Below are 16,429 nucleotides of genomic sequence, written 5' to 3'. Positions count from 1 at the left end.
GGTCAGTCGGCAGTGCCGTACGGCGGGCGATTCGCGGGGGCCAACGAGATGCTCTCGGCCTGGGCCTTGGCGCGGACCGCGCCCTCGCTGCGGCGAAGCTTCATGCTGATCAGTCCGGTCGGCGTGTTGCCCGCTGCCAGGTCGCGCAGTTCCTTGACGTCGTCATCGGTCCAGTCGCGGCCGCTGCCGGCTGTTGTCTCGGCCATGGGTGTCTCCATTCATCGAGAAATACGGTGCCGCTGTCGCTCTGGTTGTCAGGGCTGAGAGATGTCCTGTACGACGTCACCGGTAGCGGACTTGTCCATGGTGCGCGCGACATCGGCCAACGCCAACATGCCGACGAGGTCATGGCCGTCGATCACGGGCAACCGGCGTACCTGGTGTTTGCTCATCGTCTTGAGCGCGTCTGCGGCGCTGTCGTCCGCACCGATCGTGACCAGCTTGCCCTGCCCGAACTCTCCGGCCGTCGCCGAGGCCGGGTCGCCGCCGTCGGCGATGCACTTCACCACGATGTCGCGGTCGGTGAGCATCCCCTGGAGCCGGTTGTTGTCGCCGCGGATCGGCAACGCTCCAACGTCCAGGTCCCGCATCTTCCGGGCGGCATCGACCAGCGTCTCGTGCTCACCGACGCACTCGGCGCCGGCTGTCATCAACTCACGTGCGGTCGTCATGTTCGGACTCCTCACCCTCCTGGACCCATCTGGGTTGGCTGTCCGGTGCCCCACCACGCACGCCGCATTCGCGCGGCCTCAAGCGATCGTGACGAGGGCGGTGATGACGATGGCGGCGGCCAGGGCGCAGATGACCAGGAGGCCGAGGGCGAGGCCGGCCCGGCGGTGCGGCGACCCGCCGTGCCGGAAGTCCTGGCCGGCGCCGAACTCAGGTCCCCAGCCCAGGGCGGGCGTCGGCGGATCGCCACCGGGCATGCCGGGCAGCGGGTGGTTGGCATAGACCGGCATCGAACCGTCGGGCAATGCCCCGGCGGGCGGCTGGTCTTCGGGCAGGGTCATGTCGTGGCGCGTCCTGCGGCCTTCTTCGTGTGGCTGATTTCACCGTGGGTAGCGCCGTGCTGCTCTTGCGGCGCGGTCCTCGGAGCCGGGCACACCGGACCGCGACGAATCGGTCCGCCGCCGAGTTTCCGGCTCTTCCACTGCTTCTCGTCGTAGTCGTAGTACGTGTCGACGCCACCGACGGTCATTGCCCCTCCAGTCAGCCCGAATCCCAGTTCGGCTGCTGACTGTTCAACAAACCGGCCAGTCGCATTCTGACATCGGGCGCCGTACCGCACTAGCCCTGTCGGGCCATCAACCGGATTGCGGACTCCGATCAGCAAGCCGGGGTGGACGTCGTCAGCCGCAGCAGCTGGACTGCGTGGTCGGCTTCGCCTCAACGACGGTCAGCAGGCCACCGCTGATGCCGGTGGCCAGGCCGCAGTCGGCCGGTGCCTCGACTGTGACTGCCTGCGGAGCCGGACCGCAGCAGCCGCCCGCAGCCTCGTCGGCCGAGTCGCCGTACGCGAGGTTCGACGAGCACACGCCGGTCTCGGGCAGGTTCAGCTGCACATCACGCGCGGACTCCCAGTCGCCGGCCAGCGCGGCAACCACGGAGCGCGCCTGCTTGTAGCCGGTAGCAAGCAAGAACGTCGGCGCGCGGCCGTACGACTTCGCACCGACCGCGTAGCCTCGCTCGATGTAACCAATGGCGCCAACCGCTCGATGCGGGCGTCGAGCTCGTCGTAGCGGCCTCGAACGCCGCGTCCGTGTCCGCCGGCGCCGGGTCGGGGGCCGACCAGTGCACTCGCGGCCGCGCGTCGGCCGGCAGGTGTTCGTAGGCGATGTCGCAGACCGCGATCACAGGTCGTCCGACTTCACCAGGTCACTCACCTGAGCCGTGCGCCAGTTGTCCGGATCGAGTCCGTGCCGCCGCCCGACCTTGGTCGCCCGCGGATGCACCCGCTCCGCGGGCCGCGTCCCCGCCGACGCTGTCGGCACCTGACTACGCCGCGACCAGATGCCCGCCGCCAACTGCGATCTCGCCGAGTTGTGCGTGCACAGGAACACCACCCGCGGCACATCACTCAACGACGGACTGCCCAGGATCGCCAACGTCTCCGGCCCCAACCGCACATACGTACGCCGGTGATCCCCTTCCGACCGCCCGCGTACCACCACCCCGGCGTCCTGCAACACCTTCAAGTGATGCGCCACCAAGTTGGTCGGCATCTCGAGAAGCGCGCCCAACTCCCCCACCGCCAATGCATCCACGATCGCCAGCCGACCAGGATCCCCAGCGCCGCGTGCACCCGGGCCCGCGCTACCAGAACCTTTCCCTCAACGGTCATTGCCTCAATGATCACTGAGATACTTGCACCCGTCAATGACGGTGGCTTGTCCAAAGTCGACCGCACTTCGTCGCGATCTCTGACCAGACCGAATATCGTTCTGCCAGGCCCGCCTCGCGCTGAGGCGCCTCCGACCCTGCCGAGGAGGCCGATGAGCCCCACCCCGCTGCCGAACTTGGTCGGCCGGCGCCGCGAGTGCGCGGTGCTGGACGACCTACTGGCCGGACTGCGCGCGGGCGACTCCGCCGTGTGCGCGATCCGGGGTGAAGCCGGCATCGGGAAGTCGGTGCTGCTGGAGTACGTCGCCGCCCAGGCCGCGGGGATCACAGTGGCCCGGGCGCAAGGCATCGAGGCCGACATGGAGCTGGCCTACGCGAGCCTGCACCAGCTGTGTACGCCGTTCTTCGCCGTGATCGACGGACTTCCGGGCCCGCAGCGCGACGCCCTGCAGGTCGCCTTCGGGATAGCGGCGGGCGACCCGCCCGACCGCTTCCTGGTCGGACTCGCGGTGTTGACCCTGCTCACCCGCGCCTCCGAGGCCGGACCGGTGCTTGTCGTCGTGGACGACGCCCAATGGCTGGATCAGGTGTCCCTTCAGACCCTCGAGTTCGTGGCCCGCCGACTGCTGGCCGAGGCTGTCGCGATGGTGTTCGCGGTGCGCGACCCTGAGGGACAGTCCGCACTGCTCGGGCTCCCGGAGTTGCTGGTCGCCGGACTGGACCGACTACCGGCCGGCGAGTTGCTGGAGGCGGCGGTCGACGGACGTCTTGAGGACAGGGTCCGGGACCGACTGGTCGCCGAGACACGCGGGAACCCGTTGGCCCTGCTGGAGCTCTGTCGCGGTCGCAGCGCGGCCGAGCTCGCGTACGGCTTGGAGTCAGTCGACCCAGGCTCGGTGTCCAGCCGGGTGGAGCAGGACTTCGCCCGCCGGCTGGGCTCGCTCCCGACGCAGACCCGGACGCTGCTGCTGATCGCGGCCGCTGAGCCGGTTGGCGACGCGCGGCTGCTCCGAAAGGCGGCCAACCTGCTGGGTGTCACGCCCGATGCCGCACCGGCCAAGGCAGCCGGCCTGATCGAGTTCGGTGAGTCCGTGCGGTTCCGGCACCCGCTGGCTCGATCCGCGGTCTATCGAGAGGCGGACCCGGAGCAGCGTCGCGCCGTACACCGCGCCCTGGCGTCCGCCACGGATCCGGTCCTGGAGCCGGACCGTCGCGCCTGGCACGCTGCGCAGGCGTCCGACGGACCTGACGAGGAGGTGGCCGCATGGCTGGAGCAGGCTGCCGACCGGGCCAGGCAGCGCGGCGGCGTGGCCGCTGAGGCCGTTCTGCTGGAGCGGTCGGCGGTCCTGACGCCGGACCCTTGGCAGCGCGGGCGCCGGGCCCTGGCCGCGGCCGAGGCTCACTTCTCGGCCGCAGCACCGGATCGTGCCAGGGAGCTGGCCTTTCTTGCCGACGTCTGTCCGCTCAGCCCACTGGACCGGGCGCGCCTGGTTCGCCTGCGCGGCCGGATGCTGTTCGCCCGCAGCAGGAGCGACGAGGCGGCACCGTTGCTGTTGGACGCCGCCGCACAGTTCGCTGCCGAGGGCTCCCCGCTGGAGCGGGAGACGTACCTCGAGGCGATCAGCGCCACGGTCTTCGCAGGTCGGGTGCACGGTCCGGCCGGTGCCCGTGCTGCCGCGATCGCAGCCCGCGCCTCCGGATCGGCGGCGCCGAGATCCGAGCCGTCCGACCTGCTGCTGGACGGAGTGGCAACGCTTCTCGCGGATGACTACGAGCGAGGCGTCCCCGCGCTGCGCAAGGCCTTCCAGCCGTTCGCCCAGGAGGAGCTCGTCGGCCGGGAGGCGACGATGCGCTGGCTCCTGCTCGTACCGGTCGCCCTGGAATCGTTCATCCACTACGGCTGGGACCTGCCCGCCTGGAACACGCTCGCCACCCGTGCGGTGCGCCTGGCTCGCGACATCGGCGCACTCGGCGTCCTACCGCCCGCGCTCATCTACGCCGGCGGCGTACACATCCATCACGGCGACTTCGCGGCGGCCACCAGGATGATCGAGGAAGCCGACACGATCGCCACCGCGACCGGCCAGGCTCCCCACACCTACGCGACGCTCGTCCTGGCCGCATGGCGCGGCGAGGAGGAGGCTGCCGCCGGCATCATCGAACAGGCCCGGGTGAGTGCCACGCAGCACGGCGAGGTCTCGCTGCTCGGAGTCACCGGCTACGTCCAGGGCGTCCTCTACAACGGGCTGGCTCGCTACGACCAGGCCCTCGTCGCCGCGCGTTCGGGGATCGACCACGATGGATTCAACTTCACCGGCCTGTCGTTGGTGGAGCATGTCGAGGCCGCTACCCGTTGTGGGGAACTCGCCCAGGCCGAAGACTCCCTCGCCCGACTGGTCGAGCTCACGCGCGCGGCCGACACCGGGTGGGCCCGTGGCATCGCGGCGCGCAGCCAGGCGCTCCTCAGTGACGGGGAGGAGGCCGACCGTCTGTACCAGACCGCTGTGGAGCAGCTCAGTCTGGATCGCGTGACCGTCGAAGTCGCGCGCACCCACCTGCTCTTCGGTGAGTGGCTGCGTCGGACCCGGCGCCGGGCGGAGGCGCGCGATCAGCTCCGGATCGCCCACCAGATGTTCGACGGGATGCGGGCCACCGCCTTCGCGGAGCGGGCACGGCGTGAGCTGCTCGCGACCGGTGAGCGCGTGCCGACCCGGAACGCCGAACCGGCGAGCAGCCTCACTCCTCAAGAGGCGCAGATCGCCGCGCTCGCCGCCAGCGGCATGACCAATCCCCAGATCGGCGCGGAGCTGTTCCTCAGTCCGCACACCGTCGAGTGGCACCTCCGCAAGGTGTACACGAAGCTCGACATCACCTCACGCCGCCAACTCCCCGCCGCCCTCGCAACCCCTGGCATCACCTCGGCATCCGCCTGACGGCACTACGGCCTCTGGATTCTTGACGTGGTGAATTAATCCGCCGTACGGTACCGGGGATGCGCGCCGCCCCGCTCCGAAAGGTGTCCGCCATGTCCACCGCTCGTCTTCTTCGCCGCGCACTGGCGATTGCGACCGCGATGCCCGTCGTGCTCGCCGCGACCTTGGTGTCCACCAGCGCGCCCGCTCAGGCCAAGAGTGACTTCAGCGTCAAGCCGTTCATGGGCTGGAGCAGTTGGAGCGTCCAGTCCTCCACTCACCCCGACTACGGGACGAAGTGGCTCACGGAGGAACACATCAAAGCCACCGCCGACGCCATGGCGGCGAAGCTGAAGCGGTCCGGATACACCAACATCAACCTCGACGCGGGCTGGAATGCCAACTGGAACTGGGAGTTCCGCACCGACGCCAACGGCATTCCCGAGGCCGACCCGGAGCGCTTCCCGAACGGTATCGCCGGCCTGGCCGACTACGTCCACGGCAAGGGCCTCAAGTTCGGTCTGTACGGCGGCGCCGGTCTGCAGAAGGCGATCTACGACAAGAACGCCTCGATCGTCGGCACCGACTGCACGACCCAGGACATCACGGTGATGCCGCTGACCCCGACGAACATGTGGGGCGGCGACTGGAAGATCGACTTCACCAAACCGTGCGCACAGGCCTACATCGACTCGATCGCGGACCGCTTCGCATCCTGGGGCGTCGACTTCGTCAAGATCGACGGCGTCACCACCGACAACATCCCGGATATCGAAGCCTGGTCGAAGGCGATCGACCAGAGCGGCCGCACCATGTGGCTGACCGCGAGCGCCTGGCCGATCCCGCGGGAAGCCGGCGAAGGTCTGCAACCTTGGGCGAACAGCGTCCGCGTCGACACCGACGTCGAGTGCTACTGCAACACCGTGTCGACCTGGACGAGCTCGGTCGACAACCGGTGGGAAGACCTGCCGAAGTGGCTCGACGTGGTCGAGCCGAACTACTGGCCGGACCTCGACTCGATGCCGATCTCCAACAACACCGGTCTCGGCATCCAGGACGGCATCGACGACATCGAACGGCAGAGCGTGATGACGTTCTGGTCGATGGCCTCGTCACCGCTGTACGTCGGCGGCGACATCGCGAAGCTGGACGACAAGGCCGTGTCGATCCTCACCAACCGCGAGGTGATCGCGGTCGACCAGGCCGGTGTGATCCCGACCCAGGTCACCGGCGGAAACCTGCCGGTATGGAAGAAGCGACTGCCCGACGGCCGGATCGCGGTCGCGGTCTACAACCTCGGAGACCAGGCCACCGACATCACCGTCACGTGGGACCAACTAGGTGTCAGAGGCAACCGGAAGGTCCGCGACCTGGTGAACCGGCACGACCTCGGCAAGTTCAACAAGTCCTGGACCGCCAAGGGCGTTCCCGCTCACGGCTCCCGCCTGATCACCCTGTCCTGACCGGGGAATCAGTCAGTGAAATATCCCGCGCCAGGCTGAAACGCAGCTGGTAGGGTCACAGCGGTCGTGGCTCCCATCATCGAGGTCTCCGACCTCACCAAGGAATTCACGCGGCCCGATGTGCGGCCGGGACGTTTCGCGGGAACGAGATCGCTGTTCACCCGGGCCCGCAAGGTCACCACAGCGGTCGACGGGATCAGTTTCCAGATCGACGCGGGTGAGCTGATCGGATTCCTGGGTCCGAACGGCGCCGGGAAATCCACCACCATCAAGATGCTCACCGGCATCCTGGTCCCCACCTCGGGCACCGTCACCGTCGCCGGCCAGGTCCCCTGGCGCGATCGGCGCCATAACGCACGCACCATCGGCGCGGTCTTCGGGCAGCGGACCCAGCTCTGGTACGACCTCCCGTTGCGCGACTCGTTCGAGATCATCAGAGATCTCTACGGCATGGCGGCGGCGACCTACCGGACCCGGCTCGGGGAGTTCACCGAGCTCCTCGACCTGGACGAGTTCATCGACACTCCGGTGCGATCGCTGTCGCTCGGTCAGCGGATGCGCGGCGACCTGGTCGCCGCCATGCTGTACGCCCCGTCGATCCTGTATCTCGACGAACCGACGGTCGGGCTCGATGTCGTTGCCAAGGGCAAGATCCGGGAATTCGTCGCGGAGGTCAACGCCGGCCGCGGTACGACGGTCATCCTGACCACCCACGACATGGACGACGTCGAGCGACTCTGCCGGCGGGTGGTGATCATCGATCACGGCAAGATCCTGTACGAGGGCGATGTCGAGATGCTCAAGGCGCAGTACGTGACCAGCCGGGACATCGTGGTGCACTGCACCGACTTCGACGCCACCACCATCTCGTCCCCGTTCGCGCAGGTGATCTCGGCGGACCCGTTCAAGGCGACGCTACGGTTCGCCCCGGGGACGACGGCCGCACCGAAGGTCGTCCACGACCTCACCTCGCGCTACCCGATCACCGACCTGTCCGTGCTCGAGCCCGACCTCGAGGACGTGATCCGGAAGCTGTACACCGAACGGGTACCGGCAGCTGCCCGCAGTACGGGCAGCTGATGCCGGTCGACACGCTGAGCACGCGTCTGACCGGGCTTCGCGGGCTCTACCGCTCCGGGTACCGGTCGGTCCTCGCCTACCGCGCGGACCTCCTGTTCGGGATCGCCGGGCTGGTCATCCAGGCCACCCTGACCGTGGTCGTCTGGCGCGTTCTGTACGACGGTCACGACGAGGTGGCCGGAATCGGGAGCTCCACCGCGGTGGCGTACGCCGTACTGGCCGCCTGTATTCAGTCCATCGTGATGCCCTGGCAGTTCTCGTCACTGCCCCTGCGAGTCATGCGCGGCCAGATCGGCGTGGACATGATGCGGCCGCGATCGCTGATCAGCCAGAACCTGGCCCAGGCAGTGGGCACGATGGTGGGCAGGCTTCCGATCGGGGCCGCGGGTCTGATCACCGGCCTCGCACTCGGCGGGGTGAAGGCGCCGCACAGCCTGCTCGACCTGCTGGCCTGGGTCGTGTCGATGGTGCTCGGCATCGGGAACGTCCTGGCCATCAATCTGCTGGTGTCCATGACCGCCTTCTGGACCCTCGAGATCGGCGGCATCCTGATCCTCTACAGGTTCGCGTCGGCGTTCCTGTCCGGCGCCCTGATTCCGTTGTGGTTCATGCCGGGGTGGCTGCAACCGATCATCAGCTGGCTTCCGTTCCAGGCGCAGATCTACGCGCCGCTGTCCATCTGGTTCGGGACCAGGCACGGGGCCGACCTTCTCGGCACGCTGGCAATTCAGCTCGGCTGGGTGCTGGTGCTCTTCCTGCTCTTGCAGCTGGTCTGGCGTCGAGCGGTCCACAAGGTGGTGGTGCTCGGTGGCTGAGCTGGTCAGGGCATGGTCGGCTGCCCGGGAGGATCTGCGCGCGAGCCGGATCCTACTGCGAGCCGGTTGGCGTGCGGCGATGACCTATCGCGTCAGCTTCCTCTCGACGATCGTCGGCGGCGTCGCACTGCAGGGTACGCAGTTGTTGTTCATCGGGGTGCTGCTGTCGAAGTTCAACGTCATCCACGGCTGGCGGTTGAACGACATCGCGTTCCTGTTCGCGATGCGGCTGGCCGCACATGCGTTCTACGTCGTGCCGTTCGGTGCGCTGTTCTCGATCGACCAGGCAATCCAGCAGGGCGACGTCGACCGGTACCTGCTGCGGCCGGCCGGGATCTATCTGCAGGTAGTGACCCGCTACGCACCACTCATGGCCCTCGGCGACACGCTGCTCGGATTCGGATCGCTGGCGATCTTCGCCCCGCAGTCCTCGGTGTCCTGGACGCCAGGAAAGTGGTGTTCCTGATCGCCGCGGTGATCGGTGGCGGACTGGTCGAAGCCGGTTTGCAAACCTTCCTGGCCGCGCTGTCCTTCCGGATGACGTCGACCACGTCGCTCCGGATCCTTGCCGACGACACCGTCTCGCGGTTCAGCAGCTATCCCCTGACCATGTTCGATCGCTGGGGATTCCTCTCCCTCACCTTCGTCTTCCCGATGGCGTTCATCGCCTACCTGCCGGCCACCGTGCTGCTCGGACGCACCGATCAGTTGCCGATACCTGCCTGGCTGGCGTACATCTCACCGTGCGGCGGACTGGTCGTCTTCACCGTCGGTCTCACCTTCTTCAACCGGATGACCCGGAAATACAACAGTCCTGGCAGCTGAAGGCCGGACATCACCGGGCGATGGCCCAGTCCGCGGTCTCGCTGTGGATCCGTCCAGTGGTCGACGACAGCCGCTGTCCGCCGGCGCCACTACGGGTCGCGATGATCTCGGCCGCGATGGAGATCGCGGTCTCCTCAGGGGTCCGGGCGCCGAGATCCAGACCGATCGGTGACGACAGCCGGGCGAGCTCGGCCTCGGTCACGCCCACCGCTCGCAGCCGGGCCAGCCGGTCCTCGTGGGTACGACGCGAGCCCATCGCGCCGATGTAGCCGGCATCGGTGCGCAACGCCACTTCCAGCAACGGCACGTCGAACTTCGGGTCGTGGGTCAGCACGCACAGCGCGGTACGGCGGTCCACCAGGTCCTCGGCGAGCGCCTCTGCGAGGAAGCGGTGGGGCCAGTCGACCACCACCTCGTCCGCGTCGGGAAACCGCAGCCGGGTGGCGAACACTCCCCGCGCGTCGCACACCGTCACGTGGTAGCCGAGGAACTTGCCGACCCGGGCCACGGCCGCGGCGAAGTCGATCGCGCCGAACACAAACATCCGCGGCGGTGGCGTGAGCGCCTGAACGAAGACCGCGACCTCCGTACGCCGGCACTCCCCCTGCGCGCCGTAGTACCGAGTCGCTGCCGCGCCCTGGTCGAGCATGGCCACGGCGTCCTCGACCACGGCGGCGTCCAGACCCGGGTCGCCGAGGCTGCCCGAGACTCTGTCCGGCCACACGACGAGCCGCTGGCCTAGGAGACCTCCGGTCGTGACCACGGTCGCGATCGCAACCGGCCGGCCCGAGTCGACGGCATCGGCCACCGCTTCGAACTCGGCGTACGATGCCAAGTCGACCGGCTGCACCAGGAGCTCGATGACGCCCCCACAGGTCAGTCCGACAGCGAAGACGTCGTCGTCGGAGACGCCGTACCGCCGTACGGACGGCAAGCCGGTCCGGATGACCTCGCGGGCCACTTCGTACACGTCGGCCTCGACGCAGCCACCGGACACACTGCCAACCACGACACCCCGCTCGGAGACCGCCATGGCCGCGCCCGGTTGGCGAGGAGCAGAGCGGAAGGTGTCGATCACAGTCGCCACCGCGAACCGGTCGCCGTCGGCGTACCACTGCCGGATGTGTGGGAGGAGGTCACGCATGTCGACGCCTACCGGCCTTGCGGTGCTGGGTAGAGCTGCTCGCGCAGAGTCTTCTTGGAGAACTTCCCGGTGCTGGTCTTGGGGACCTCGTCGATGAACCGGATCTCGTCGGGCAGCCACCACCGGGCGACGCGCGGACGCAGGTGCTCCAGGACGTCCTCGGCGGTCAGCACCGCGCCAGGCTTGACCACCACGCAGGCAACCGGGCGCTCCGACCACTTGACGTCCGGTTTGGCGATCACCGCCGCCTCGGACACCTCCGGGTGCGCCATGATGTGGTTTTCCAGCTCCACGGAAGAAATCCACTCGCCGCCAGACTTGACCAGATCCTTGGCCCGGTCTATCAGCCGCAGGTAGCCGTCGCCCTCGATCACCGCCACGTCCCCGGTGCGCAGCCAGCCGTCGTCGGTGAAGTTCGGATCACCGACGCTGCCGAAGTAGCCGCTGGCGATCCACGGACCGGCGGCATGCAACTCCCCCGCTGACACCCCGTCCCAGGGCTGCTCGGCTCCGCTCTCCGGGTCCACGATGCGCAGATCCACCAGCGGCACCGGCTGCCCCTGGCTGGCCCGCACCTGCTGCAACTCCGCCTCGGCGAGATCCGCATGGTGCGAGCGCAAGGTTGCCACGGTGCCGATCGGACTGGTTTCCGTCATACCCCAGGCCTGGGTGATCGGCAGCCCGATCGCCTCTCGCCAGGCCTCGGACAGCGTTGGCGGCACCGCCGACCCGCCGGCGGCGACCAACCGCAGGCTGCTCAGGTCGTGCGCCTTCAGCAACGGCACCGCGCCCATCCAGATCGTGGGCACGCCGGCGGTGAACGTCACCCGGTGCCGTTCGATCAACCGCAGCAGCGCGGTCGGCGTCATCGACGGTCCAGGAAACACCAGATCAGCACCAGCGAGTACGGCGGCATAGGGCAGGCCCCACGCGTTGACATGGAACATCGGGACGACCGGCAGCAAGACGTCCCGCTCGCTGAGCGCGAACACATCCGCGGTCAGCGGCATCAGTGAATGCAGCACGGTGGACCGATGGGAGTAGAGGACTCCCTTGGGGTTCCCGGTGGTGCCGGACGTGTAGCACAGGGCGGCTGCGGTGTTCTCGTCCTCGATCTCGAAGCGGCCCTGCTTCGGCTCGGCCTGGGCCAGCAGGCCTTCGTAGTCCCGCACCCGCGGATCGGCCGGGATCGGTGTGTCGGCGCCGTCGTCCATCACCACGAAGAACCGCACCGACGGAAGCTGATCGACGAGTGGCCATAGAACCGGCAACAGCGAACGGTCGACGAAGATCACCTCGTCGTCGGCGTGCTCGACGATGTAGGTGAGCTGATCGGCGAACAGCCGGATGTTCAGCGTGTGCAAAATCCGCCCGGTGCACGGCACCGCGAAGTACAGCTCCAGGTGGCGCCGGGTGTTCCAACCGAAGGTGCCGACTCGCGCCTGCGGGCCGAGGTCCAGCTGGTCGAGGACGGTGGCGAGCCGCCGGACGCGCTGCGCCCATTCGGCATAGCTCACGGAGTCGTCGCCGGTGGCTGTCGCGGTCACGATGTTCTTGTGACCGAACAGCTGCTCGGCACGGTGGAACACATGCGGCAGTGCCAGCGGTCGATCCTGCATCAGGCCAAGCATCGAAGCCGAATCCTCACATGTCCTTCGCGCCGGCCTTGATGGCCTCGCGAATCCGGGAGTAGGTGCCGCACCGGCAGATGTTGCGCAGCTCGTCGAGGTCCGCGTCGGCGATCTCGTGGCCCTCCGCGCGGGCCTGCTTGACCTTGGCCACGGCGGCCATGATCTGGCCGGGCTGGCAGTACCCGCACTGCGAAACGTCGTACTCCAGCCAGGCCTCCTGCATCGGGTGCAGGTCCTTGCCGACCGTTGCCGGCAGCCCTTCGATGGTGGTGATCTCATCGGCCGGCTCGATGTCCTTGACCTGCACCGAGCACGGGTTGAACGCCTTGCCGTTGATGTGAGACGTGCACGACTTGCAGACCTCCAGCGCACACCCGTACTTCGGGCCGGTGACGCCGAGCAGGTCGCGCAGAACCCACAGCAGCCGGACGTTGTCCTCGGCCTCGACGCTGATCTGCTTGCCGTTGAGCTTGAAACTGTGCGTGGGCATGTCTTCCTCAGAACGTGTGGTCGAGACCGTCGGTCGGCGACTGCGGGGTGGACGGCTCCAGCGGCAGCGGTTCGAAACCGAGCTTGCCGTGGTTGATCGGGAAGTACGTCGGCATGGTCCCGGTGGCGCGGGCATAGGCACACGCGACCGCGGCGAAGGCCGGGGCCACCGCGAGTTCACCGGCACCGCTCGGACTGTCACTGGTGTTGGGCATGATGACCACCTGGACGTCGATCGGCGTATTCCACTGCCGGGTGTAGAAGTAGTTGTCCCAGCTACCTTCCAGCGGCATGCCGTTCTTGATGTGCAGGCTCGACGTCAGCGCCAGCGCGATGGCGTCCTGCAGGCCACCGATCATCTGCGCCTCGAGCCCGCGCGGGTTGATACAGAAGCCGGGATCGACCACGATCAGCGCCTTGGTCACCCGCGGGCCGGCCACTCCGTCCGGGATCGGCCGGTTCACCGTTTCCGGCCGGCAATCGATCTCGACCAGCGTCGCGACCGCGCCGCGGTACTCCGCGTGCAGCCCGACGCCCTGCGCCGTACCTTTCGGCATCGTCTTACCCCAGTTGCCGACCTCGGCCGCCTTGTTCAGCGCAGCCAGCAATCGCTTGTCCCGAAGGAAGTTGCGGCGGAACCGCACCGGGTCCTGACCCATCTTCGCGGCGAGCCGATCGACGACGAGCTCCTCGGCGCACACCACGTTCGGCGAGTAGATGTTGCGCATGCTGCCGGTGTTGAACTTCAGCGGGATCTCGTTCAGCAGCTGCGTGGTGACGCCGAAGTTGTACGGCGAGGACTGGCTCAGCGTGAAGATCGTCTCGGCGAACGAGAGGTTGCCGCCGACCGGCAGGTCCGCGGCCGTCGCGGTGATCATCTCGCCGAGCCCGTGACCGAAGTCGGTCTGGACGCTGGTGTGCCGCTGCTCGTAGCTGAGCACGTTGCCGGCCAGGTAGTTCACTCGCACGCGCGACGTACACATGGGGTGGGTGCGGCCCTGGCGGAAGTTGTCGGTGCGCGACCAGGACAGCTTGACCGGCTTGCCCATCTTCTGGGAGATCTCCGCGGCCTCGGCTGCCACGTCGTGGAACAGGTGCCGGCCGAACGAGCCGCCGGCCTGATTGACGTGCACCTTCACCGCGTCGATCGGCAGGCCGAGCCGTTTGGCGATGTCCTCCTGGGCGGCGATCGGCACCTTGAGGCTGGCCCAGATCTCCGCGCTGTCCGGACGGACGTCGGCGATGGCGCAGTCCGGTTCGAGCGGGCTGTTACTGGCGAAGGCGAAGACGAACTCGGCGTCGATCGTGTTCGACAACAGTGGCGGCACGGCCATCGGCAACTGAGCCTTTCGCAGCTTCGCCAGTACGGTGGCATCGGACTCGTTGTCCACCGTGCCCGGACCCCAGGTCGCGTCGACCACCTGGATCGCGTCGATGCACTGCCCGAAGGTCTCGCCCCGGATCGCCACACCGTGGGTGATGGCGACGACGTCGGTGATGCCGGGCATCGCGCGGATGGCGGCGAGATTGTTGACCGACACCACCGTGCCGTTGATCGTCGGCGGCCGAGCCACCATGGTCGGCTTGGCGTTCGGGATCTGCAGGTCCATCCCGAACTGCTTGCGGCCGGTGACGATGTCGAGAGCGTCGATGCGGTTCCGTGGTCGTCCGAGGACGGTGAACTCGGACGGGGACTTCAGCTCGGCCGACACCGCGACGGTCTTGATGCTGGCGGCCGCCGTGGCCAAGGCCCCATAGGTTGCGGTCCGGCCACCCGGGCCGCTGATCACACCGTTGCGAGTTGTCACCTGGGCGGCCGTCGTACCCCACTCGGCGGCGGCAGTGTCCACCAGGCGCTGCCGGGCGATCGCGGCGGCTGTCCGCACCGGGACGTACATGCTGCGCATCGAGTTCGACCCGCCGGTCAGCTGATTCATCAGCAACTCGGGCCGTGCGTCCGCCAAGCCGATCCTGACCTTGTTCATCGGCAGGTCCAGCTCTTCGGCGACCATCATCGCGATCGCGGTGGTCATGCCCTGGCCGACCTCGGTGCGGGGCACCGCGAAGAACGCGGTCCCGTCGGTGTTCAGCTGGACCGAGATCAGGCCGGATGTCGGCGCGGCGGCGAGGTTCTGCAGATCGCCGAGGTCGAAGATCTGCTCCGGCTGGGGCAGCGTGGGAACCGCCGCATCCGCCTGCCGCGGGTCGGTCGAGTCGACGAGCCAGCTCACCCCGACCGCCAGCGTGGGCGCGGCAATCAGATAGCCGAGGACGCGACGGCGCCCCAGCCGACCGGGTTCGTCGGCCGCCTTCGCTGCTGAGTGGTCCGGCGAACGACGGTGTTCGGCCATGAAGATTCCTCCGTGTCGACCAATGCTGGGAACGCAGTCTCGCAGCGCGGACGACGTGGCGGCATAGCCAGAACGCCTACGATTGGCTCGGTCAGACTGTGCATGACGCACAGCCGGACGAATCAAAGGCTTTGCGGCGGGAACAGCCGGATGGCGCGCAACGCGAGGCCGAGCTCCACGTGGAAGGCGGCGTCGGTCAGGTTGCGGCCGGTGATCTGGTGGATCCGGTGCAGCCGGTTGATCACCGTGTTGCGATGGCAGTGCGCCAACTCGGCAGTACGCCGGATGGAACCGCCCGCGACTACCCAGCGGTCCAGGGTGTCGAGCAGTAGTTGGCGTTCGGCGGCGGGCACCTTCATCAGAGGCACCAGCCACGACTGGACGAGCTGCTCGGCCAACTCCGGTGCACTGAGCAACAACGCCTCGGGCAGGCGCTCCGTCAGCGACGCCACGTCGACCTGACCAGCCGGCAGGGTCCGCCGAGCCAACGTTGCCTGGCGGTAGGCCACGTCCACCGCGGACAGCCCGGGTACGACGCTCGACAGACCCGCCGGCGCATGGACGGCGTCACGCAGCAGGCGAAGTACGTCGTCCAGAGATTCCGCGCCCAGGGCAAGCAATCCGACGACCGTCTGCGTACGCACCTGCCACGCCGAGCCGACCCGTACGCCGGCCAACCGCCGTTTGAGCGAGGCCGCCGTGCACTCGTCGTCGACCAGATTGTCGATCGCCAGCACCGCGTAGGGGCCGTTCACGGGGACGTCGAGGACTGTCGCTGCCTCCTGGACGAACGCCCGGTCCTTCGCGCGGCCGTGCAGCAGTCCTTCCCAGAGCGTCGATCTGCGCCGCTCGTCGGCGCGGACGAGCTGGCGCTCCGCTTGGTGATACGCGGCCGCGACCTGCGAGGACGTGCTGTCGACGACCTCCCAGACCTTGCTCGCCACATCCAGGAGGGCATCGGAGTCGTCCACGCCCTGCGCACGGGCCTCGTCGATCAGCGCCTCCCACACCAACCGTCCACCGAGGCGGAACGAGCGGAGCACGTCATCCAACGGCATCCGCTGCTCGGCCCGGCGCCGTCCGGTCTCACGCGCCGCGTCGAAATAGTCCTCGGTTGCGGACTGGTCCGCACCGGCGATCATCTCCATGACCCGGGCAACGTTGTCATGACAGGACCGCCACAAGTCATCCGGCGGAACCGAGTCCATCTCGCGATAGGCGGCATTCTGCTCGTAGATGGTCGCCACCAGCGCGTCAGTCACCGCAGTCAACTGCAGCAGCACACTCCGAGCCAACGACTCCGCAGTCTGCGGCGCCACGGCCCGCACCGCGTCCCGACGTACCACCTCGCCCATAATCGGCACAGCATCGCACACCGT

General features: G+C 68.0%; 17 protein-coding genes. 6 read left to right on the top strand and 11 right to left on the bottom strand.

Annotated features, from left to right (window positions below; translation table 11 throughout):
* Positions 1–2: 2 nt before the first annotated feature.
* From ACGFIF_RS07615 to ACGFIF_RS07590, 6 genes are all read right to left on the bottom strand, one after another.
* A complete protein-coding gene (locus ACGFIF_RS07615) occupies positions 3–206 on the bottom strand; it encodes a hypothetical protein (protein ID WP_393152520.1) in 204 nt (67 codons plus the stop codon).
* A gap of 48 nt (positions 207–254) precedes the next feature.
* Complete coding sequence (locus tag ACGFIF_RS07610; RefSeq protein ID WP_393152518.1) at positions 255–671, bottom strand: CBS domain-containing protein; 417 nt, start codon at positions 669–671, stop codon at positions 255–257.
* A 78-nt stretch (positions 672–749) separates the two neighbouring features.
* On the bottom strand, positions 750–1,010 hold the full coding sequence (locus tag ACGFIF_RS07605) for a hypothetical protein (RefSeq protein ID WP_393152516.1): 261 nt from the start codon (positions 1,008–1,010) through the stop codon (positions 750–752).
* A complete protein-coding gene (locus ACGFIF_RS07600) occupies positions 1,007–1,198 on the bottom strand; it encodes a hypothetical protein (RefSeq protein WP_393152514.1) in 192 nt (63 codons plus the stop codon). The genes ACGFIF_RS07605 and ACGFIF_RS07600 overlap by 4 nt, the downstream gene beginning before the upstream one ends.
* A 151-nt stretch (positions 1,199–1,349) precedes the next feature.
* Entirely contained in the window at positions 1,350–1,604 is a 255-nt protein-coding gene (locus tag ACGFIF_RS07595; protein ID WP_393152512.1) for a hypothetical protein, read from the bottom strand.
* Between the two features lie 246 nt (positions 1,605–1,850).
* Positions 1,851–2,264 (bottom strand): hypothetical protein, encoded by a 414-nt coding sequence (locus ACGFIF_RS07590; protein ID WP_393152510.1) that lies wholly within the window; start codon positions 2,262–2,264, stop codon positions 1,851–1,853.
* A gap of 228 nt (positions 2,265–2,492) precedes the next feature.
* Between ACGFIF_RS07590 and ACGFIF_RS07585 the strand changes: the two genes are divergently transcribed.
* The 6 genes from ACGFIF_RS07585 (at position 2,493) to ACGFIF_RS07560 (ending at position 9,435) form a co-directional block, all read left to right on the top strand.
* Entirely contained in the window at positions 2,493–5,273 is a 2,781-nt protein-coding gene (locus ACGFIF_RS07585; RefSeq protein WP_393152508.1) for an AAA family ATPase, read from the top strand.
* Between the two features lie 92 nt (positions 5,274–5,365).
* Positions 5,366–6,715 (top strand): glycoside hydrolase family 27 protein, encoded by a 1,350-nt coding sequence (locus ACGFIF_RS07580; RefSeq protein WP_393152506.1) that lies wholly within the window; start codon positions 5,366–5,368, stop codon positions 6,713–6,715.
* A gap of 66 nt (positions 6,716–6,781) precedes the next feature.
* The gene (locus ACGFIF_RS07575) at positions 6,782–7,795 is read left to right on the top strand and encodes an ATP-binding cassette domain-containing protein (RefSeq protein WP_393152504.1); all 1,014 of its coding nucleotides are present in this window, start codon (positions 6,782–6,784) and stop codon (positions 7,793–7,795) included.
* Complete coding sequence (locus ACGFIF_RS07570; RefSeq protein WP_393152502.1) at positions 7,795–8,610, top strand: ABC transporter permease; 816 nt, start codon at positions 7,795–7,797, stop codon at positions 8,608–8,610. The genes ACGFIF_RS07575 and ACGFIF_RS07570 overlap by 1 nt, the downstream gene beginning before the upstream one ends.
* Positions 8,603–9,076 (top strand): ABC-2 family transporter protein, encoded by a 474-nt coding sequence (locus ACGFIF_RS07565; protein WP_393152499.1) that lies wholly within the window; start codon positions 8,603–8,605, stop codon positions 9,074–9,076. Before ACGFIF_RS07570 ends, ACGFIF_RS07565 begins: the two co-directional genes overlap by 8 nt.
* The gene (locus tag ACGFIF_RS07560; protein ID WP_393152497.1) at positions 9,064–9,435 is read left to right on the top strand and encodes an ABC-2 family transporter protein; all 372 of its coding nucleotides are present in this window, start codon (positions 9,064–9,066) and stop codon (positions 9,433–9,435) included. The genes ACGFIF_RS07565 and ACGFIF_RS07560 overlap by 13 nt, the downstream gene beginning before the upstream one ends.
* A 10-nt stretch (positions 9,436–9,445) precedes the next feature.
* On the opposite strand, the gene ACGFIF_RS07555 is transcribed toward ACGFIF_RS07560, so the two are convergent.
* The 5 genes from ACGFIF_RS07555 to ACGFIF_RS07535 all read right to left on the bottom strand — a co-directional run bounded on the left by ACGFIF_RS07555 (position 9,446) and on the right by ACGFIF_RS07535 (position 16,405).
* On the bottom strand, positions 9,446–10,579 hold the full coding sequence (locus ACGFIF_RS07555) for an XdhC family protein (protein ID WP_393152495.1): 1,134 nt from the start codon (positions 10,577–10,579) through the stop codon (positions 9,446–9,448).
* An 8-nt stretch (positions 10,580–10,587) separates the two neighbouring features.
* The gene (locus tag ACGFIF_RS07550) at positions 10,588–12,198 is read right to left on the bottom strand and encodes a long-chain fatty acid--CoA ligase (protein ID WP_393152493.1); all 1,611 of its coding nucleotides are present in this window, start codon (positions 12,196–12,198) and stop codon (positions 10,588–10,590) included.
* Between the two features lie 25 nt (positions 12,199–12,223).
* A complete protein-coding gene (locus tag ACGFIF_RS07545; RefSeq protein WP_393152491.1) occupies positions 12,224–12,700 on the bottom strand; it encodes a (2Fe-2S)-binding protein in 477 nt (158 codons plus the stop codon).
* 7 nt (positions 12,701–12,707) lie between these two features.
* Positions 12,708–15,050 (bottom strand): molybdopterin cofactor-binding domain-containing protein, encoded by a 2,343-nt coding sequence (locus ACGFIF_RS07540; protein WP_393152489.1) that lies wholly within the window; start codon positions 15,048–15,050, stop codon positions 12,708–12,710.
* 122 nt (positions 15,051–15,172) lie between these two features.
* On the bottom strand, positions 15,173–16,405 hold the full coding sequence (locus tag ACGFIF_RS07535; RefSeq protein ID WP_393152487.1) for a PucR family transcriptional regulator: 1,233 nt from the start codon (positions 16,403–16,405) through the stop codon (positions 15,173–15,175).
* Between the last annotated feature and the right edge of the window lie 24 nt (positions 16,406–16,429).

This window comes from Kribbella sp. NPDC049174 (genome assembly GCF_043197365.1).
GTDB lineage: Bacteria > Actinomycetota > Actinomycetes > Propionibacteriales > Kribbellaceae > Kribbella.
This window is presented reverse-complemented; position numbering and strand designations above follow the sequence as displayed.